The 20,181-nt window shown below is 34.9% G+C and carries 17 protein-coding genes; 12 read left to right on the forward strand and 5 right to left on the reverse strand.

Annotated features, from left to right (window positions below; translation table 11 throughout):
* Positions 1–948: 948 nt before the first annotated feature.
* The 10 genes from ACWPWK_RS14460 to ACWPWK_RS14505 all read left to right on the forward strand — a co-directional run bounded on the left by ACWPWK_RS14460 (position 949) and on the right by ACWPWK_RS14505 (position 10,526).
* Positions 949–1,476, forward strand: a complete 528-nt coding sequence (locus tag ACWPWK_RS14460; RefSeq protein ID WP_109373867.1) for a fimbrial protein — start codon at positions 949–951, stop codon at positions 1,474–1,476.
* Between the two features lie 87 nt (positions 1,477–1,563).
* Positions 1,564–2,124, forward strand: coding sequence for a fimbrial protein (locus ACWPWK_RS14465; RefSeq protein ID WP_109373868.1), 561 nt, complete (start codon positions 1,564–1,566; stop codon positions 2,122–2,124).
* Between the two features lie 20 nt (positions 2,125–2,144).
* A complete protein-coding gene (locus tag ACWPWK_RS14470) occupies positions 2,145–4,766 on the forward strand; it encodes an outer membrane usher protein (protein WP_109373869.1) in 2,622 nt (873 codons plus the stop codon).
* Between the two features lie 45 nt (positions 4,767–4,811).
* Positions 4,812–5,570, forward strand: a complete 759-nt coding sequence (locus tag ACWPWK_RS14475) for a fimbria/pilus periplasmic chaperone (RefSeq protein WP_109373870.1) — start codon at positions 4,812–4,814, stop codon at positions 5,568–5,570.
* An 11-nt stretch (positions 5,571–5,581) separates the two neighbouring features.
* Positions 5,582–6,130 (forward strand): fimbrial protein, encoded by a 549-nt coding sequence (locus ACWPWK_RS14480; RefSeq protein WP_109373871.1) that lies wholly within the window; start codon positions 5,582–5,584, stop codon positions 6,128–6,130.
* A gap of 56 nt (positions 6,131–6,186) precedes the next feature.
* A complete protein-coding gene (locus ACWPWK_RS14485; protein WP_406588704.1) occupies positions 6,187–6,633 on the forward strand; it encodes a fimbrial protein in 447 nt (148 codons plus the stop codon).
* A 10-nt stretch (positions 6,634–6,643) separates the two neighbouring features.
* Positions 6,644–7,195: a fimbrial protein gene (locus tag ACWPWK_RS14490; protein WP_109373873.1), complete on the forward strand. Its 552-nt coding sequence runs from the start codon at positions 6,644–6,646 to the stop codon at positions 7,193–7,195.
* 20 nt (positions 7,196–7,215) lie between these two features.
* Entirely contained in the window at positions 7,216–8,049 is an 834-nt protein-coding gene (locus ACWPWK_RS14495) for an MrpH family fimbial adhesin (protein WP_109373874.1), read from the forward strand.
* 23 nt (positions 8,050–8,072) lie between these two features.
* A complete protein-coding gene (locus tag ACWPWK_RS14500; RefSeq protein WP_109373875.1) occupies positions 8,073–8,390 on the forward strand; it encodes a helix-turn-helix domain-containing protein in 318 nt (105 codons plus the stop codon).
* 561 nt (positions 8,391–8,951) lie between these two features.
* Positions 8,952–10,526, forward strand: a complete 1,575-nt coding sequence (locus tag ACWPWK_RS14505) for an AbgT family transporter (RefSeq protein WP_109373876.1) — start codon at positions 8,952–8,954, stop codon at positions 10,524–10,526.
* A gap of 65 nt (positions 10,527–10,591) precedes the next feature.
* On the opposite strand, the gene ACWPWK_RS14510 is transcribed toward ACWPWK_RS14505, so the two are convergent.
* Entirely contained in the window at positions 10,592–10,981 is a 390-nt protein-coding gene (locus ACWPWK_RS14510; protein ID WP_109373877.1) for a DnaJ family domain-containing protein, read from the reverse strand.
* A 130-nt stretch (positions 10,982–11,111) separates the two neighbouring features.
* Between ACWPWK_RS14510 and ACWPWK_RS14515 the strand changes: the two genes are divergently transcribed.
* Both ACWPWK_RS14515 and arnT read left to right on the forward strand, forming a co-directional pair.
* Positions 11,112–11,450, forward strand: coding sequence for a carboxymuconolactone decarboxylase family protein (locus ACWPWK_RS14515; RefSeq protein ID WP_109373878.1), 339 nt, complete (start codon positions 11,112–11,114; stop codon positions 11,448–11,450).
* 411 nt (positions 11,451–11,861) lie between these two features.
* Positions 11,862–13,508 carry a lipid IV(A) 4-amino-4-deoxy-L-arabinosyltransferase gene (arnT, locus tag ACWPWK_RS14520; protein WP_109373879.1) on the forward strand — a complete coding sequence of 549 codons (1,647 nt, stop codon included), beginning with the start codon at positions 11,862–11,864 and terminating at the stop codon, positions 13,506–13,508.
* Between the two features lie 499 nt (positions 13,509–14,007).
* On the opposite strand, the gene ACWPWK_RS14525 is transcribed toward arnT, so the two are convergent.
* The 4 genes from ACWPWK_RS14525 to ACWPWK_RS14540 all read right to left on the reverse strand — a co-directional run bounded on the left by ACWPWK_RS14525 (position 14,008) and on the right by ACWPWK_RS14540 (position 20,027).
* Positions 14,008–15,360: a TolC family outer membrane protein gene (locus tag ACWPWK_RS14525; protein WP_109373880.1), complete on the reverse strand. Its 1,353-nt coding sequence runs from the start codon at positions 15,358–15,360 to the stop codon at positions 14,008–14,010.
* Positions 15,360–16,685 (reverse strand): HlyD family type I secretion periplasmic adaptor subunit, encoded by a 1,326-nt coding sequence (locus ACWPWK_RS14530; protein ID WP_109373881.1) that lies wholly within the window; start codon positions 16,683–16,685, stop codon positions 15,360–15,362. The genes ACWPWK_RS14525 and ACWPWK_RS14530 overlap by 1 nt, the downstream gene beginning before the upstream one ends.
* A gap of 16 nt (positions 16,686–16,701) precedes the next feature.
* The gene (locus tag ACWPWK_RS14535; protein WP_109373882.1) at positions 16,702–18,441 is read right to left on the reverse strand and encodes a type I secretion system permease/ATPase; all 1,740 of its coding nucleotides are present in this window, start codon (positions 18,439–18,441) and stop codon (positions 16,702–16,704) included.
* Between the two features lie 167 nt (positions 18,442–18,608).
* Positions 18,609–20,027, reverse strand: a complete 1,419-nt coding sequence (locus ACWPWK_RS14540; RefSeq protein ID WP_109373883.1) for a serralysin family metalloprotease — start codon at positions 20,025–20,027, stop codon at positions 18,609–18,611.
* Positions 20,028–20,181: the final 154 nt, after the last annotated feature.

A 20,181-nucleotide genomic window follows, 5' to 3' on the forward strand; every position in this document is an offset into this window, starting at 1 on the left:
TAGGCGTTACACGAATTTCTTTTTTGAATTATCAGTTAGTTAACTTATGAGAGTGTTCTTAATCAAAAAATGCAATTTGTACAAAAACTCGCTTTATGACCTCAATTTCCTAAGTGTAAATACTTAAATTAAAGTGTTAAATTATTATAAAAATACTCTATTCTTGATTAGTTTATTTAAATAATCAATTATTTATCAATTACTTATGATTTTTCTGCTCTTTTTATTTTGTTTATTGTAAATATACGTAACTATAAAAAATGTAACTATTAATTTTTATATTAAATACAAATACTTATGTTTATTTAATGTTTTATTTTTAATGCTTATTTCAATTTGGGATTATCATTAAAGGAGTTATTTGATGTAGTTTATACATGGGATTAAATAATGATAATAAATAAATTAACAAATCCATTATTTTGATCTGCTTGTAAATCAATGGATTAAGTCCAGTTTGTTTCATTATGTAAAATTTTAGTTATATTGAGTTAAAATAAACAAATAATAAAATGTTATTTAATTGACAATTAATCCTATTCGTAAAAAGACAATTAGATCTTTTCACTTTAAATTCCGAAATAGCAGAATTTAAATCTCATATATCTCTTTTTAAGAGTGTGAATTTGGTTTTTAAATCCATTCCTGTCATTTTCAAAAAGTAATATTTTGTATGAAAATGTAAAAAATACACCTAATATCAGTAAATTAATAAAAATAGACTTAATGAAATTGGGGTGGTTTGACTTAAATAAAACCAGAGAGAATAATATATCCAACTTGATACGCTTCCTTTATCTAATTTCATAATTAAATATGAAATTGGCTGGATGAACTTTATCAAAATATAGAAACTTTATTTAGTGTGACATTCATTTAAGTAATTTGCTTATATTGAATTTTATTATTTTAAATATCTTCGTTCTTATATTTTCAGGAAACATAAAGATGAAATTAAATAAATTAGGTTTAGTTTTAGGTTTAGGCTTAACTGTTGCTGCTGGTTCTGCATTCGCTGCTGATCAAGGTCATGGTACTGTAGAATTTTGGGGTTCAATCATTGATGCTCCATGTTCAATTGATCCTAACTCAGGCGACCAACGTGTTCCACTCGGACAAGTTTCAGCAAATGCACTGAAAGATGGCGGCCGTAGTGTTTCTAATACTTTCAAAATTAAATTACTGCAATGCTCTACTGAAACTTATAAAACAGTTCAAACTACCTTCACTGGTGCTGAAGCAGCGGCTATTCTGCCAGGCTCTTTAGGCATCGAAGGTTTAGCGAAAAATGCAGCAGTTGTTATTACTGATGCTGGTGGTACACAAATTAAATTAGGTGAACCAACAAAAGCTCAAACTATTCGTGACGGTTCAAATGATCTGAACTTTGCTGCTTACTTACAAGGTTCTGCAACAGATGCAGCTGTACCTGGTGACTTTACTGCAATCGCTACTTTTGCATTAACTTACCAATAATAGATGTCCTTTTAGGCCCTGTATAAGGATGTATAGGGCTTTATCTTTAGCTGTATTTTTATGGTTTATCTTATGGAGTAGAAAACAATGAATCGCAAGATGGTGCCACTATTATTACTTGTTACAACAGGACTATTTGTTAAGCCTGTAATGGCAGTGACCGATATAAAACAAGATGTAAAATCACATCAGCGATTCGGCGTGGTTAGTCTACAAGGTTCTATATTAGAGCCAACATGTACTATCTCGGCAGGAAGTCGAGAGCAAGTTATCTCTTTGAGTACCGTGTCTATTCCGACCTTAGCTGTTGAAGGTCAAGGACCTATTGAACATTTCTCTATTCGATTAACAGAATGTTCCCTTGTCGACCAAAAAGGTACACAAGCTGAACGTCCTCGTTTTATTGCTACTTTTGAAGGCCCTGCACAGAACGGATTATTCCAACTTTTCGGCGACGCTAAAGGTGCTTCGTTAGCTATTGCTGACCGTTACGGAAGATTGGCAACACCAGGGAAACCTTTACCTCCTGTGGATATCGATACTAAATCGTTGTCTTTGTTGTATCAAGCAAGGCTTGTTAAAAATAACGACATTCCACGAGCAGGTAATTATCAAGCAACCCTGCGTTTTAAACTCGAATATTATTAAATGGATTGGTTGGATTATTTATGGCTAAATCATTCAAAACTGCTTCAAGAAAAGCAGAAAAAAAGAGTAATCAGCATACAATTCGACCTGTAGCAGCACTGATCTATTTAATTATTGCTGGTATGGCGAGTGCCTCTAATATGGTATTTGCAGCCGGTGATATCGAGTTTAACTCTGATATTCTTGATCTAAAAGATAAACAAAATATTGATTTATCAGATTTTTCTCGTGCCGGCTATATTATGCCTGGTAAGTATGAATTTATTGTTAAAGTTAACAATAATGAATTACCTGATCTCTATACCATTAATTATATTGTCCCCGCAAATGATCCTAAAGCGAGTATTCCTTGTATTCCTCGTGAATTAGTCAATCAATTTACGTTGAAACCTGAGTGGCTCAAAGCGGTAACTTGGAAAGATGATGGCTCCTGTCTTGACGAGTCATCGATACCAGGTATGACAACAAGTACTAACTTAGGTGCAGGTAGTTTTGTTGTTACTATTCCTCAAGCCTATGTTGAGTATGCAACCGACGATTGGGATCCACCATCTCGTTGGGATGAAGGTATTTCAGGACTTATTTTTGACTATAACCTGAATGCTAATGTGACCGATCCTGCTAATGGTAAACAAAGACAACAAGTTACAGGTAGTGGTACTGCGGGTGCTAACTTAGGTGTTTGGCGTTTTCGTGCGGATTGGCAAGCAAACTATCAACACACAACAGGCGTGAATGGCAGTACTGAGAATAATTGGGATTGGAGTCAATATTACCTTTATAGAGCAATAACCCAATGGGGTGCTCGCCTTGTTATGGGTGAGACTTATTCACGCTCTGATATTTTTGATAACTTTCGTTTTACTGGTATCAGTTTATTAACGGATGATCAGATGTTGCCTCCTAATTTGAGAGGTTATGCACCTGAAGTCACTGGTATTGCAAAATCGAATGCGAAAGTGACGATTAGTCAGCAAGGTCGTGTGATCTACGAAACACAGGTCGCTCCGGGTCCATTCCGCATTCAAAATCTTAATGATGCAGTCAGTGGTAAGTTGGATGTTCGTGTTGAAGAGCAAGATGGTTCAGTACAAGAATACCAAATGGATACGGCAAGTATCCCTTATTTAACACGCCCAGGCCGAGTGCAATATAAATTATCAGCAGGTAAACCTTCTGATATGGATCATAAAACCGAAGGACCCGTTTTTGCAATGGGTGAGTTTTCATGGGGGGTCACAAATGGTTGGTCACTCTATGGGGGGTCATTAGTTGCAGGAGATTATAACTCTGTTTCTTTAGGTATTGGTCGTGACTTGATGGTATTAGGTGCAATTTCATTTGATGCGACACACTCATGGGCAAAAATTCCTAATGATGATAAGCGCTATCATGGTGGCTCTTATCGAGTTAGCTACTCTAAACGTTTTGAGGCTATTAATGGACAAGTGACTTTCGCAGGTTACCGCTTCTCAGAACGTGACTTTATGAGTATGGATCAATATTTAGATCGTCGTTATCGTGATAACAACCGAGATAATAATAAAGAGCTTTATACCATAACATTAAGTAAGCAATTTCCAGATTTAGGCTTGAGTGCTTATCTTAACTATAACCATCAAACTTATTGGAATAAGCCTAATAACGATTATTACAACTTATCTTTATCTAAGTTTATGGATATTGGTCGTTTTAAAAATATCAATATTAATTTATCGGCTTATCGGAATAAATTTAATGGTGAGAATGATGATGGTGTTTATCTAAACGTCAGTATGCCTTGGAGCGATAAAGCCACAATTAGTTATAACACCGTGATTAATAAGAATGGTAACTCTCATAATGTGAGCTATTTTGACCGCCTCGATGACAATAATAACTATCGCTTAGGTACGGGTTTAAGTAGCCGTGGTCGTCCATCTGCTGATGCTTATTATACGCGTTATGGTGATACAGCATTGGTAACAGCAAGTGCGAGTCATATTCAAGGTGAAAATACCTCAGCCTCGCTTTCGTTACAAGGTGGAGCAACGTTAACACCTAAAGGCGGAGCATTCCATCGTACTGCAATGCCAGGAGCTGCGCGTTTATTGGTCGATACTAATGGTGTGGCTGATGTACCAATTAGAAGTTTAGGGGCTGTGAGCCATACTAACTATTTCGGTAAAGCGGTACTTCCAGATATCAATAATTACTATCGGAGTAGTGCAACAATTGATTTAGATAAATTACCTGATGATGTTGATGCAGTGCGTTCAATTCAACAATTAACCCTTACCGAAGGGGCGATAGGTTACCGTGAGTTTGACGTTATTTCAGGGCAAAAAGCGATGGCGATTGTCCGCATGAAAGACGGTAGTTATCCACCATTTGGCGCTAGCATTACCACAGAAAAAGGCCGAGAACTGGGCATCGTGAATGATAGCGGTAATGTTTATTTAAGTGGAATAAACTCTGGTGATATTTTAGATGTACGTTGGAGTGGTAAAAAACAGTGTGAAGTACAAGTACCTAAATTAGATGAAGGTATCTTTATTTCTTCACTATTATTAACGTGTGGGGACACTCCATCAATCTCTTATTCAGCACAAGAGAGAACCGAATCACCATCTCAGCCACAATTAGTCAAAACTGAAGGTTGAGAAGGGAAAAATTAAACGATTTTATAAACAAAAGAGTAATTAAAGATGATGTTATTAAAGCGCTCATTCATTGTAGCAACCACATTATTAACGGGTATGGTATTTACTCAACAAGCTATTGCTGCGATTGCATTGGATAGAACTCGTATCATTTTTAATGGAGCTGATAAATCAATTAGCCTTAATGTCAGTAATCAAAATAAAGAACTACCTTATTTAGCACAAGGTTGGATGGAAGATGTCAATGGACAAAAAGTGGAAAGTCCATTAATCGTTCTGCCACCTATTCAGCGTATTGAACCCGGTGATAAAAGCCAGATAAAAATACAAGGATTACCTGATGTCGCTAAATTACCTCAAGATAGGGAAAGTGTGTTCTATTTTAACTTACGTGAAATTCCACCACGTAGTGATAAACCCAATGTGTTGCAAATTGCATTACAAACACGGATTAAATTGTTTTATCGCCCAGCGGCGATTTATGCCACACAAACAGATTTAACAAATCCGTGGCAGGAAAAAATCACCCTAACGAAAAAAGGGGATATCTATCAGGTTAATAATCCAACACCTTACTTTGTGACAATTGTCGATGGGTTAACTGGGTTAAAAGGTGAAAGTATTACTGGGTTTACGCCTTTAATGGTTGATCCAAAAAGTAGTGCAGATCTTAATTTGAAAGCTTCTACACTTGGTGCATCCCCTGTACTTAGTTATATCAATGATTACGGTGGACGCCCTCGTTTGAAATTTAGCTGTAGTGGCAATGAGTGCAAGGTTGTAGAAACAGCAATCGGAAATTAATAGGTTTATTTATGGATATGGAACAGCGGTTTAACACAAGCAAAGCAGTGTTGATTTTATTAATGACAACATTTACTGGTGTCCTGAGTTCAGCTGCTGTTGCAAATACACCACCTACAGCGAGAGCGGGTAGCACTATACCTGGGATTGTATATGTCTATATCTCGGGTAATGTTATCGCTCCACCTCCTTGCGTCATCAATGGAGGAAAAACGATTGAGGTTGATTTTGGTGAAGTCATGAGTACGCGTATTGATGGTGTTAATTACAAAAAGCCTATTACTTATAGTGCTGAATGTAGAAAAATGCCAACAAATACAATGAAAGTCTCTATTTCTGGAAATGGTACTGGGTTTGATTCAAATGCTTTGACCACAAACATTACAGGATTAGGGGTACGTATTCTTTACCAAAATAAATTATTAAGATTGGGGCAAGAAGTGAATTTCACTTATCCTAACTTTCCTCAATTTGAGGCAATTCCTGTTCGTGATTATTCTGCATCATTAACTGGAGGTGATTTTTACGCTACTGCAACGCTTCGAGTAGAATATCAGTAAGGAGTCAGTACATGCTTATTAATTTAAAAAAGGTTTGTCTGACAACATTACTCGTCATGTCGCCTTTATTTGTCAGTGCGGATGAACCGAATATGAAATTATTTGGAACATTATTAATTCCGCCTCCTTGTGTGATCGAAAATAATAACTTAATTGAAGTTTATTTTGGCCATAACGTTGGTATTCATAGAGTTGATGGCATTAATTACACCCAACCCGTGAATTACAAATTAAAGTGCGATCCCAATATTAAAGGGTGGGATCTGGGGCTTTCTATTATTGGCCCTAAAAGCCAGTTTGATGATGCAGGATTACAAACTAATATTGCCGATTTAGCGATTCATATGACTCGCAATGGTGAGCCTTTTATTTTAAATGAACGATTTGTTATCTCACCAGATAAGCCACCTATTATTCAAGCTGTACCAGTAAAAAGACCAGGAAGTACATTAGTAGAAGGTCCATTTGAGGTAACAGCAACGTTGCTCGCAGAATATCAATAGGAGTGTGAAAATGAAGCTTAAAACATTACCGCTTCCTGTTATTTGCGGGCTTACGCTTCTAATAGGAATATTTACAGCTGCCAATGCAGCACCGAATAATATGCGACTTTATGGCACATTAGTTGATGAACCTTGTGTGATTAAACCGGGGGATGAAACCATTTCTCTAGAATTTGGTAATGTGCCTGATAAAACGTTTTATATTGGCGCAGGTAGAACAAATAGCCAAAATTTTCAAATTCATTTATCAGAATGTGACCTTTCTATTAATAAAAAGGTGAGAGTGACATTTAGTGGTACTGAAAATCAGGCAATGGTTGGGCAAGGTTTTCTTGCATTAAGTACAGGAAGTCAAGCTGAAGGTATTGCCATTGGGTTAGAAAACTCTGATGGCAGCCCACTGCGGATTAATCAGGAAACAAGCAATATTGCCTTAAATTCAGGAGATTCTATTTTAAGGTTCCGAGCTTTTATACAAGCCGAGCCTAATGCTATTGCTAATGAATCAATAAAACGAGGTCGTTTTAGTGCTATAGCCACATTCCACCTGAATTATGATTAATTATTAAGATTGAGGTTAATATGTTTACCCCAAAACGATTATCAGTATTATGTCTATTTAGTGTGATGATGCTCTTTTCTGCGTCATCAATGGCTTCTATTTTTTCTTATATTACTGAATCCAAAGTTCTTTCTCCTTCTTCTGCAAATTATACTTTCATTATTCAACGTTGGGATCCTGAAACAACGATGACCTTGAATCCTTGTTATGGTGGCGCATCTTGTAAAATTACGATTAATCATCGACATAATGCATCAGGACAAGGTGGGGCAGCGACAAGAACAGTTTTAACAGGGGCGCAAAAATATCGCACTATGGCGGAATTGCGTGATGCTGTTATGCGAGTGCAAAGTTTTCCTACGTCACCTACTGTAGCTCACCACTCAGGGGTGCCTAATAGTGAAATTCAAGAGTGTGTTGGTTTATTTTATGAAACCGGAACGACAAAATTACTACTTCCAGGATCAATGTGCGGTATTGCACCACCTCCTGCTGGGGCTTGTGAGATAATTGATGGTTCAGTCAACCTTAGTTATGGCGATATTGATGAAGATAGACTAGGTGACTCAACACAGAATAAACGATCACAAACAATTCGCGTGACATGCAATAAAGATTTATCTGTTGTTATTTATGCATCATCTCTAGATGGTCCAAATGTCAGATTACGTCCAGACGGTAGCCTCTATGCGGATTTATATCTTAACAATAAACCAGGTGAAAATGGTGAGACAATTTTTGTACCTGCAGGGAGAGCAACACCTGTAGTTGTTAGCTCTGTATTACGTCCTTATGGTCGAGTTGCTCCTGGTTCATTTTCTGGGGTAGGTACATTAATTTTGGCAATGCCTTAATATAAACGAAGTTGGAAAACGCGATGATGGATTATGATCTTATAAACATCAATGTGAATGAGCTAGTTGGTCAAAGAATACAGAAAAAACGCAAAGAGCTTGGTTATACTGGCGCGCACATTGCTGATAAGTTGGGAATTAGCCAACAACAGTTCTCACGTTATGAAAGAGGGTTAAATAAAATAGACCTAAGTTACCTTGTGACATTAGCTGTTTATTTAAAAACTCCAATATACTGGTTCTTTGAAGATTGTTTTCATGTTGAAGCTGAAACGGAAGATAAAAATATCCGCAAATCTACATATTTTATGGCGGAATCGACACCCGATTTTATTTTCTAATTACAGATATTTTTAACACTGGGTTTAAGTTATACAGAAGGAGGCAGGAGAAATCTTGCCTTCTTTTTTTATCCATAATAATTATTTATTGTCGATTTTTTTATTTTATTACTGTTTAAATGATGGTTGGTTTATTATCTTTTGTGTTACAAATAAACTAATTTTTAACCTATTTTGTGTTTTTATTCGTCACTAATTTCCTCTTTATAGTAATTTCGTCCGTTACTATCAGGTTTATCAGAGTATTGATTCGATTCTCCCCATTATTTCAGCAGATCTTTAACTACTAAAGGTTAATAATTAATCAAAATATTGTTAAAAAATGTTACCTTATGCACATTTTTTAATTTTAGATATTATAAATTAATTTTAATGTAAGTGATTTGTAATTGTGTGATTTATTTTTATTTTATTGTTTATTAAGGTAAAAAATATTTTATTTGATAACTTTATTCTGATGTTTATCTTAAATAAAGCATTTGTAAATAGGATTAACAGATAGTCATAATAAAAAGGGTTGTGTACTGTGCATTTTCTGTTTTTTTATAAAAAGGATAAATGATGCAAACAAAAAAACAGGGAGGCAGTCGCTTTCTACGCACAGTGGAATGGCTAGGAAATGCGCTACCCCATCCCGTTATTTTATTTATTATTTTAATTGCTATTTTACTTGTCTCTTCGGCAGTTGGTGAATACTTCGGTGTTACGGTACAAGATCCCCGACCAGAAGGCGCCAAAGGACGCGCAGAAGATGGCTATATTCACATTATCAGCTTATTAGATGCTGATGGTATTCGCCGTATATTGGCAAATATTGTCACAAACTTTACTGGATTTGCGCCTTTAGGTACGGTGCTGGTGGCGTTATTAGGTGTCGGTATTGCTGAACGAGCAGGTTTATTATCTGCGGTTATGCGTTTAGTGGTAATGAAAGCCCCTCGCAAGATGACCACATTGGCGATTGTTTTCGCTGGTATTATGTCAAATACTGCGGCTGAATTGGGTTATGTGGTATTGATACCGTTATCAGCGATTATCTTTCATTCGTTAGGACGGCATCCTCTTGCTGGTTTAGCGGCTGCGTTTGCAGGGGTTTCTGGTGGTTATTCTGCTAACTTACTCTTAGGGACGATAGATCCGTTATTATCGGGTATTACGCAGCAAGCCGCGCGCATTATAGATCCAACTTATATCGTTGGTGCTGAAGCAAACTGGTACTTTATGTTTGTCAGTACATTCCTTATTACTTTCTTAGGTTACTTCATTACAGAAAAAATTGTTGAGCCTCAACTAGGGCCTTATAACGGTAATGAACTTGATGATGAAGAAAATGATTTAAGGAATGCTGCTGAAGTTACGCCACTAGAAAAGAAAGCATTATGGGCTGCAACAGGAACCTTTATTGTTATGGGCGTGATTTTGGCGCTAACGGTTGTTCCTGAAAATGGCATATTGAGAAACCAAGAAACAGGGCTAATTGGTAATTCTCCTTTCTTAAAATCTATTGTTGTCTTTATTTTTTTATTCTTTGCAATTCCGGGTATTGTTTACGGATGGGTTGCTAAGACAATGCGTACAGATAAAGATATCGTTGATGCTATGGCGAATTCGATGAGCACATTGGGGCTTTATCTGGTCATTATTTTCTTTGCGGCTCAGTTTGTTGCGTTTTTTGGTTGGACAAACATCGGTCAGGTTATTGCTGTCAAAGGTGCAGCATTACTTAATAGCATTGATATGCCAAGTGGATTACTGTTCTTAGGTTTTATTTTAATCTGTGCTTTTATTAACTTAATGATTGGCTCGGCTTCGGCTCAATGGGCTGTAACCGCGCCTATCTTTGTACCCATGTTAATGCTTGCAGGTTATGCGCCTGAGACAATCCAAGCAGCATATCGAATAGGAGATTCTGTTACTAATATCATTACACCAATGATGAGTTATTTTGGTTTGATATTAGCAGTTGCAACAAAATATAAGAAAGACACTGGTATTGGTACGATGATCTCTATGATGTTGCCATATTCCGTTATTTTCTTAATTGGTTGGTCATTATTATTCTACTTATGGGTATTTGTATTCAACTTACCAGTAGGGCCTGGCTCACCAACGTATTATTCTCCAACAGCAGGTTAATTCTCTGCGATAAATGAAAGAAGCTTATACAGGGATGTATAGGCTTTTTCTATGTTGATATTTCATTATTTTTGTTCGGTTTCTTTTTTATGATTTGTCAATTTTTCTGTCAGTTGTGTAGCATAGTCCGCATGTAAAAATTGAGTATCTAAACCAGCCTGCTGCAATTTCAACTCAAGTAATGCCAAACGTTTTTGCAGTGTTCCATTCTCTATTTCTGTTTCATTTAATGTGCTTAAGATTTCAGCTAGAGATAAGGCTTCTTTTCTATCTTGCATTTCAGGTGGTAAAAAACCTGCATTTTTTAATAAGTGATAGCTTGCTCTAAGTGACTCTGGAACATGGCTATTATCATCAAGGATCAGCGGTTTTCCTTCACCTTTAAGTGATGAAAGTTCTCCTTTTTGTAACGCTTTTTCGATATGGCGTTCAGCCCACTCATCTAAAATAGACACTTTAAACCTCTTCTTTGGTAACTATCACGATAAAAAAGATCACATCAAATTAAATTCCCTTGCTTATATTATATGGTTTGATAATATATTTTTATATTATATAAATAAATATATTATCAAGGGATCAAAAATGAGCAAGTACAAAGAAATAGTAACAGACATTGCAGGTAACATGGGGGCATTGTCGCAAAATATTCCAGAAGTGATGAAAGCTTTTATGAGTACAACAAAAGCGGGTGGTAAAGACGGTGCTTTAGACGCAAAAACAAAAGAACTGATCGCCATTGCAATTGCTGTCGCAAATCGTTGTGATGGTTGTATTGGATTTCATACAAAAACACTTGTGGAGCTTGGCACAACAGAACAAGAACTCGCTGAAGCATTAGGCGTTGCTATTTATATGGGGGGCGGCCCTTCAGTTATGTATGCATCCAACACCATGGGCGCTTTTAAAGAGTTTAGTAAATAAGATTTTTATCATCATATAATTAAACAAAGTAATCAAAAACCAGAATAAGTTCCTTCTGGTTTTTTTATTTATATATTTTGTTTATTTTCTGTTTATGTATAATTTTTTATCCTCCATTTTTTAATTTAATACTATTTAGGTAGATTTTTGATAAAAAACTTGCTGTTATTAAAAAAAAGATTAATAAAAAATTAACGTGTCGTTATTTTAATTACTAACTAAATTTTATCAATATCTTATTGATTAGTATTGATAATGCTGTTTTTTGGGGTATCTTTGTCGTTGGTTGAAAATAAAACAATGTGTTAATTAATTATAATTTAATAAATAATAATTGAATCTTTTATAGGATAGCTATTCTAAGTGAATAGTTCGTATAAGGTGATATTGTTTTATTTTAACGAGGAATATATGCGTGTTGATTTTGTAGAAAGATATGAATGGTTTCTACTTTTTATTTTTATATTTTTAACTTATTTAATTCCTCTCGAAACGCGACTGCTCTGGCAACCAGATGAGATCCGTTATGCTGAAATTAGTCGAGAAATGCTTGCATCAGGTAATTGGTCTGTACCTTATATGCTGGATATTCGTTATTTTGAAAAGCCAGTATTGGGGTATTGGCTAAACAGTATTGCACAATGGTTATTTGGCGGCGGTAATTTTTCTGTTCGTATTGTCGTTGTAACTTCAACTTTATTAACCGGCTTATTTGTTTATCGTGCTGCTATGCTAGTTTGGCATAACCGTACTTTGGCGTTTAATGCACTGGTGGTTTTTTTATCCTCGTTTCTTGTGTTAGCTATTGGTACTTACAATATTCTTGATCCTATCGTGACAATGTTTGTCACGGCAACAATGTATTATTTTTTATCTGGATTACATGCAACTAATAGAAAGAGTAGAATTAAAGCTTATATTCTCGTTGGTATTTTCTGTGGATTAGGTTTTCTAACCAAAGGTTTTATTGCTGTTGTATTACCTGCATTAGTTTTTTTTGTGACCGTAATTAGCTTATCTCGTTTTAAAGAAGTCCTTTGTTATACACCAATAGCGCTTATCTCTATGGTTATTATTGCTGGTCCATGGGTGATTTCAGTTGCACTTCAGGCACCTGATTATTGGCACTACTTCTTTTGGGTCGAGCATGTTCAACGTTTTGTTGAAAAGGGATCAGCAAGATCACAACCTATGTGGTTTTATTTACCTATTGTAATTTTGGGTATTTTGCCTTGGTTAGGATTCTTATTTGGGGCTATTAAATCAGCTATTTTCTTGAAGAAAGGAACTCTTTATTTTTCGTTTTGGTTATTCCTGTTTTTTGCTTTCTTTTCTGCCTCCAGCGGTAAGTTATTAACCTATATGCTGCCTTGTTTTGTGCCACTTTCTATCTTGATTGCACATTATATGGAAGAGCTAAAAAATAAACAAAATGAAAAAATTCATAATATTAATGCGATCATAAATACTGTTTTTGGGCTTGTAGGCGTCTCTATTATTGTTTATTCGCTTCTCTCTACACGATTTATGTTATATGAAACAAATGAGCAATATAAAGCGTTGCTGGGTATTGTGGGCTTCTTATTTTGGAGTGTGATAGGGATTGCTTCTTTCTTTAAACCCACACGCTTACTGACTTTATTTTGCTCGATAGGATTAAGTCTAGCAATTGGGTATGCTATTCCTCATAAAGTAGAAAGCAAAAGCACCCCTGAAAAGGCAATTAATCACTATTATAGTGAACTAGCAGATAAGCCTTATATTTTAACTGATGAAGTTGGGATCGGAACGTCTTTAGCATGGAGGTTAAAACGCACTGATATTCGTTTAACAGAGACGAAAGGGGAGCTTGCTTATGGTCTGGCATATCCTGATGTGCAAAATAAATATTATGATCTTAAGCAGCTAGTTAACTTAATTGAAGAGAATAACTATCAAGGGTTTGCGATTGTTTTAGTCCGACCAGAGCGAAAAGAAATATTATCTGTTATAAGCCAGTTAAAGGTAAAACCTATTGTAGAAAAACAGGGTGATTTAACATTTGTTTTCTTTAATTAACTGATTTTAAAGATTATTTATTTTTTTCAAAAGACGGTTATAAAAGAGCAAATAAATTTAACTTCGGCTTTTAAAATGACATAAATTTGATTTTTTGTGTTGTTTTTATGTGATCAAAGCCCAAAAATGGATTTTGTTGAGAAATATATTTTGCTCTTTTTAGTTTTAATGGTAGGTTTAAAATGTGTCCATTAAATCGGAGTTAGCTAAGCACTATATGACAAGTCACTTTACTTTATCAGAACCCCCGCCCAAACAAAATGTACTTATGAATGGGGGTAATTTATGCTGATTTTCCTAGCTGAATGTTTTATCGGTCTAGCATCAATTGCTCTTACTCACCGTGTATTAACGTTGTACGGTACTAAAAAGAAGTGATGATACCCGCTAGCTAAAATAAGTGATTAACTATTGCTTATAACTAAAAGTCCTATATCTATTCCATGATCTAGGACTTTTATAATTATATTCATATCTCTTATTAAACGATTTAACAACTCTATTGAAAATAACCTTCAATTAATTTTATTTTTTCAATATCTAATGTATTAGTGTATTGATGTAATAATGTCCAAGCCTGAATATAATCATATTTAGCTTTAATCAAATCTTGTTGAGCGCGATATAATAATTCTTCAGCATTAAGAACATCAACCATTGTCCTCTGCCCACCAATATAACTTTTTTGAGTCGCATCTAATTGTAATTTAGCAGAGGAAACGGACTGCTCATAAGCATTCAATTTAATATTACTCGTTGTACATATTTGGTATTGATGACGTAGTTCTTGCGTGATTTGTTGGATAATTGAATCTCTTTCAAAAGCACTCATTTGATACAATGCAGTAGATTGACGCATTGAAGCTGTTGTTTTTCCACCATTAAATAAAGGCAAACTGACATAAAAACCGACGTTCGCTGATTGATATTTTTGATTTACAGTATTATTACTATCGGAATCACTATTAGAATAAGAGGCATAGAGTTGCACTGTCGGGAAAAATTCACCTCTATTTTTCTCCACTTCTTGTTTTGCTATTGCCATTTCATAACGAGCTGTTTGAATATTGAGGTTGCTTTGCATAACCTCATTTTCCCATGACTCGTAATTATTGGGTGTGATAGGTTGTAATATAAAGCGATTACTGCTTAATTTTGCTATATGTTCTGCATAAGGTAGTGGCGTGCCAATCATTGAACTTAGTTTATTTTTAGCATTATTTAATTCAAGCTGAATATCTGTATATTGAGATTGAGTTAAATATAATCGCGTTTGGATCTCTGAAATATCTGTTTTTGTTCCTTCACCTAATTCGAATAGACGCTGACTTGATGTTAGCTGCTTTTTATAAATCTCTTGCTGTGAAAGGTTTAATAATAATTTATCCTGTGCATAAGCCAATTCTATATAATTATCCACTAATCTGATCACTAGCTCGGAAAATTTTACTTGATAACGGCTGTCTGATAATAATGTTTTGATTACCGATGATTTGTAATCACTAAATGCAGTGTAATCAAAGAGTGGTTGGCTAATAATTGCACTGATAGAATGGCTTTGATAATTTTGATATTCTGTTCTTTCCATTTCCCCTTGATTCGTATTAATAGGATAAACTTTTCGTTGCCAATTTCGTGGGTTGTTTTGATAGTTTACATGTACGCTTGGGAGTAATTGAGATAATCCAATATTTTCATACTCTTTACCCGCAACCTGTTCTTTAATCGCAGCATTAAACGTAGGGTCATTTTTTACTGCTAAGAAATAAAGATCAGATAAATTGATCGCCAAAGCGTGAAAACTTAGCATCCATATAAATAAAATGGTAGAGAGTTTTTTTATTTGCATCATTATTCTTCCGTTAATGAAGTATGGATCCTATCTAAAACAGGCTTGAAGAGATAATTTAGTAATGAGCGATCGCCTGTATTAATAAATACATCAACCGGCATTCCAGCCTTTAATTTATTTTTATTGTCTGTAAGAAGAGCATTATCTTTAACATTAATAAATACTTGGTAATAAGGTTCAGTTGTTCTTTCATCAATAAGTCTATCTGCTGAAATTAATGTTACCTCTCCAGGAATTTTAGGTGTTGTATTTTGATTGAATGCACTAAACATTAAATCAACAGGAAGACCAAGGGTAACTTTATCAATGAGGTGAGGTGCTAAACGTGCCTCAATAATTAATTGATGATCTTGAGGAACAACTTCCATTAATGTTTGACCTGTTCTTACAACGCCACCTTGGGTAAAAACAGATAAATCCATTACTATTCCCGAAATTGGGGCAGTAATTTGCATCTTTTTTAGTTTATATATTTCAATGATAAGTTGTTTTTCTGTTTCACTTATTTGTAATTGAACTTGGTTAAGTTCAGTACGTGCCGATTGGTAAAAATTAGCATTACGTTGCAATATTTTTTGTTGATATTCCAATTTTTGTTTTTCTAATGTACTTATTTGTCCATATGTATCATTAAGATGGTTATTATTTTCAGCAAGTTCACGTTCAATTTCTTGATAACGATGACGGGGAATATAGCCCTCATTAGCAAGAGTATATAAATCTTTGATTTGAATTTTTAAGCTATCAATTTGATGTTGTTTATTTAATGTAGATCTTTTTAAATGAACTAAACGATTAGAAATACCATCAATAATAGCTTTATAGCCATTTATCTCACTATGCAATTCAATATACTTTTCATTAAGTAGTTTATTTTGCAGTAGGGATAATTTATTTAAATTCTCTGAAGGAGAATAATATTTTTCATTGGGATCTAAGATAAACTCTGTTTTTTCATTTAATTGAGCATATAAGCGTTGTTGAGTAATCAGTAAATTATCATATTGATCAGATAAAGATTTGACTAAAGCTTTCGATTGAATAGGGCTTAATTGAATAAGCGTTTGGCCTTCGATTACGCTATCACCATTCTTCACTAAAATGTCAGTGATAATACCTTCTACTGAAGCTTGAACACTCTTTTTATTACCTGAAATTGAAACATTTCCTTTTGCAGATACGCCTTTATCTAAAGGGGCAATGGCAGCCCAAAAAATAAAAATAGCAAGACCTAAAAGAATAACTGACCATCCTATTATTAAGAATTTTCTAGGATCATCTGAAATACCATGAACAATATCGATTTCATTTTTTTTTGTGATCATAATAATCTTCTCAATATTAAATATTGCTTTGAGTAATAGGTGTAGTTGCTGGTGTTGGCGTACTCTTTATTACTGATGAGTTATTTAACTCAGCAATAACAGCTGTTGTAGAGCCAAATAATTTGGTGTGACCATCGAAAAGAACCAAGAGTTTATTGGTCACTGAGAGTAATTGTTTTTGATGCGTGATTAATATAACGGTTTTTTTATTTTGCTTAAGTGTTTGAATTGCCTGCATTAGAGCTTTAATGCCCAAATCATCCAAATTAGAATTGGGTTCATCTAAAACGACTAGAGCAGGGTCACCATATAATGCGCGAGCTAACGCAATACGTTGTCGTTGTCCTCCTGATAACCCTTCACCATGAGCGCCAATAACGGTTTCATAACCATCAGGAAAACGTAAAATCATTTCATGAACATTTGCCATCATTGCAGCTTGAGTGACTTTTTGAGGATCTATTTCAGAAAAGCGGGCAATATTTTCGGCAATCGTGCCAGGGAAAAGGGCGATTTCTTGAGGAAGGTACCCAATATATTGGCCAACTTCACTTTTATTCCATTGATATATATCTGCATTATCAAGGCGTATGGCACCCGTCTTAACTTCCCATATGCCCACAATAAATTTAGCTAAAGAGGATTTTCCTGAAGCACTAGGGCCAATAATGCCAAGTACATCGCTGGGGCTTAGTGAAAAATGAATATTATTTAATAGTGTACGTTCCGTTTGAGGATATTGAGCTTGATTAATATTTACTGTTAATTCACCTTTAGGAGCAGGCAGCGCCATTTTTTTATTTTCTTCAGGATACGTTTTTAATAGTGTGGTTAACCTTTTATAAGCTTCTTTACTACTATCCCAGTTTTTCCATACACCAATAACTTGTTCAATTGGCGCTAAAGCGCGACCTAATAGTATTGATCCTGCGATCATCATTCCTGGGCTAATTGTATTATCTATTGCTAGCCACCCACCTAATCCTAGCATTAAAGATTGCAGTGCCATTCGGGTGACTTTTGTTATTGCATTGATACCTGCTGCATTATCACTTGCATGAGTTTGTGCTTGTAGATATTTAAAGTGAGCAATTTGCCATTGGTTACGTAAATAACCTAGCATTCCCATTGCTTCAATAGGCTGTGGATGTTCAAAATGATGACCTTGTATTACCTGAGCTTGATTAGCAAACTCATTGGCCTTTTTTAATGATGATCGAGACAAGTACTCATTAAGAATTGCTAAAGAAAATAAAACGATCGCACCACATAATGCAAATAATCCTAACCATGGATTAAATAATGCGATAACAAGAAGATAAATAGGGAACCAAGGTAAATCAAAAAATGCAAAAATAGCGTGGCTTGTAATAAATTGCCTAATAGTCACTAAGTCATTAAATGCTAAAGAGGAATTAATACCGGGCGTTTTGTTTAATTTTGCTTGATATGCGGCGGTATAAATTCTTGAGTTTAAGGATAAATCAAGTTTGTTACTCATTCTAATGACAATAATGCTTCTTAAGTATTCCAATCCTCCCATAAAAATAAATAATGCTAACATAATGAGCGTTAGCATTAATAAAGTCATTTCATTACCTGATGGTAAGACTCGATCATAAACTTGCAACATATAAATAGAAGGAACTAACATTAAAATATTTATTAAGGCTGTAAATATTCCAATGGAAAGAAATACTTTCTTTCTTTCTTTTATAATATTTGTTATTTCATTATTGTTTTTGCTTGCTGACATAATGTTATTCCTGATTTTATTCCTATCTGTTTTATTGCTATTTACTGCATTTCTTCTATCAATACGGAGTGTTCAATCTATCTTTTTTTTAATAAGATAATATAAAAATAACTCCTTATAGGTAAAAGAAAGGTAGGAGAAATATCTCTCTCCTACCCAATGAAAAATTAAACAATAAAGTCAGTTTCGTAATTAACAAATCCTACAATGTCAATTTTGAAATCAGGGCTATAACCATAAGCATTAATAGCAAGTTCACTTGAGTTTGTTGATTGATCATATTTAATGGTTGCTTCACCTGCGCGACCTGTAAAATTATCAACAAAGTTAAGGAGTTTATGACTAAAGGTATTTTCTATTAATGCTGATAAATCAATCTTATCAATACCTGATTTGAAGTCCATTATCTTGTCAGCGGCAGATACCAGAGAGTCAGTGATATCTTTATAAACAAAGGTATTGCTGCCTGTACCACCCCATAATGTATCTTGACCAGCGCCACCATACAGTATGTCGTTACCGCCACCGCCGATGAGAATATTATCAGCATCATTGCCGTAGATAATATCATTACCAGAGCCACCGATTGCATTTTCTATTGTCACACCTTGTGCAATAGAAACGTTTTTCTGTAGTCCGCCAACATCAGAGAAATGACCCTCACGTAAATCAATAACTTGATCTTGATAATATCCTGAGAAGTCAAAAGTATCGTTACCAGCACTGTCCCAAACAGAGAATATTAATTTATCGTTTCTGCTTGTTGCCGTGTAATAATCAATACCTGTGTTTGAGTTGAAACCGTAAACATCATCACCTGTTCTGGTTGTGGTATTTGCGCCATAAAGATATTGCATTGCTGAAATATCATGAAGTAAAGGAGCTCCGGCATAAGCACCTTGGAAGTGTGCGCCTGTTTCATATTCATCCCAATAACTCATAACAGTATATTGGCGACTATCTTCAGCGTAGTCAGATTTTAAATAGCCAGGTACGTTTTGCCCTGCGTTATAATCACCAGGGTGCATTAAACCAAGGGCATGACCAATTTCATGGATAATAGTTAAACGACCGTAATTACCTAATTCAGGTGTTGTATTACCAGCATAATAATAATCACTAAACCAAGCTTGGCCTGAAAGATCACGTCCATAACTATAGGTATTTGGCAACGTCGCATAAGCTTGGAATGTACCGTTTGGATCAGTGATATTACCAAAAGTAATATCTGATTTTGCACCTGGTGCTACTTCAGTAAATTTGATATTTGCAATATCAGACCATGCATCTAAAGATTGTCTTGCATGATCTTTTTGCGCTGAATTAAATCCATAGGGCTTTTTATCACCAAAATCATTAAACTTTTTACCAGCCCAAGTTGGGAATGAATATGTCACTTCTGCCGCTTGTCCAATAACATATTTCCCATTCCATGTGGAATTTTCGCGTGCAATATGTTTTCCAGCAGTATCATAATCAAAAGAAGGTAGAGTCTTAGCTGAGAAATTATAAAAAATTCCACTTTTATCTAATAAGTCAGAAACATTAGATAATCCTACTGCTTTTTTTAATAAAGAAGAACCCATAATATCCTCCGGATATCAAGTTTAGGTTAGGTTTATTTTCATGTTGAAAATAGTTTAATTATCTGGCGAACGCCAGCGATAATAAAGATAGCTATTTATTGATATTAATCTAGAGGGGAAAAATAAGTTTTTAAATAATTGTGAAGTGAGGTGT

The organism is Proteus sp. Marseille-Q3619 (assembly GCF_965283115.1).

Bases quoted from the DNA above. Each gene is read 5' to 3' on its own strand.
- ACWPWK_RS14460 (WP_109373867.1), top strand. From the start codon at position 949: ATGAAATTAAATAAATTAGGTTTAGTTTTAGGTTTAGGCTTAACTGTT.
- ACWPWK_RS14465 (WP_109373868.1), top strand. From the start codon at position 1,564: ATGAATCGCAAGATGGTGCCACTATTATTACTTGTTACAACAGGACTA.
- ACWPWK_RS14470 (WP_109373869.1), top strand. From the start codon at position 2,145: ATGGCTAAATCATTCAAAACTGCTTCAAGAAAAGCAGAAAAAAAGAGT.
- ACWPWK_RS14475 (WP_109373870.1), top strand. From the start codon at position 4,812: ATGATGTTATTAAAGCGCTCATTCATTGTAGCAACCACATTATTAACG.
- ACWPWK_RS14480 (WP_109373871.1), top strand. From the start codon at position 5,582: ATGGATATGGAACAGCGGTTTAACACAAGCAAAGCAGTGTTGATTTTA.
- ACWPWK_RS14485 (WP_406588704.1), top strand. From the start codon at position 6,187: ATGTCGCCTTTATTTGTCAGTGCGGATGAACCGAATATGAAATTATTT.
- ACWPWK_RS14490 (WP_109373873.1), top strand. From the start codon at position 6,644: ATGAAGCTTAAAACATTACCGCTTCCTGTTATTTGCGGGCTTACGCTT.
- ACWPWK_RS14495 (WP_109373874.1), top strand. From the start codon at position 7,216: ATGTTTACCCCAAAACGATTATCAGTATTATGTCTATTTAGTGTGATG.
- ACWPWK_RS14500 (WP_109373875.1), top strand. From the start codon at position 8,073: ATGATGGATTATGATCTTATAAACATCAATGTGAATGAGCTAGTTGGT.
- ACWPWK_RS14505 (WP_109373876.1), top strand. From the start codon at position 8,952: ATGCAAACAAAAAAACAGGGAGGCAGTCGCTTTCTACGCACAGTGGAA.
- ACWPWK_RS14515 (WP_109373878.1), top strand. From the start codon at position 11,112: ATGAGCAAGTACAAAGAAATAGTAACAGACATTGCAGGTAACATGGGG.
- arnT (WP_109373879.1), top strand. From the start codon at position 11,862: ATGCGTGTTGATTTTGTAGAAAGATATGAATGGTTTCTACTTTTTATT.
- ACWPWK_RS14525 (WP_109373880.1), bottom strand. From the start codon at position 15,360: ATGATGCAAATAAAAAAACTCTCTACCATTTTATTTATATGGATGCTA.
- ACWPWK_RS14530 (WP_109373881.1), bottom strand. From the start codon at position 16,685: ATGATCACAAAAAAAAATGAAATCGATATTGTTCATGGTATTTCAGAT.
- ACWPWK_RS14535 (WP_109373882.1), bottom strand. From the start codon at position 18,441: ATGTCAGCAAGCAAAAACAATAATGAAATAACAAATATTATAAAAGAA.
- ACWPWK_RS14540 (WP_109373883.1), bottom strand. From the start codon at position 20,027: ATGGGTTCTTCTTTATTAAAAAAAGCAGTAGGATTATCTAATGTTTCT.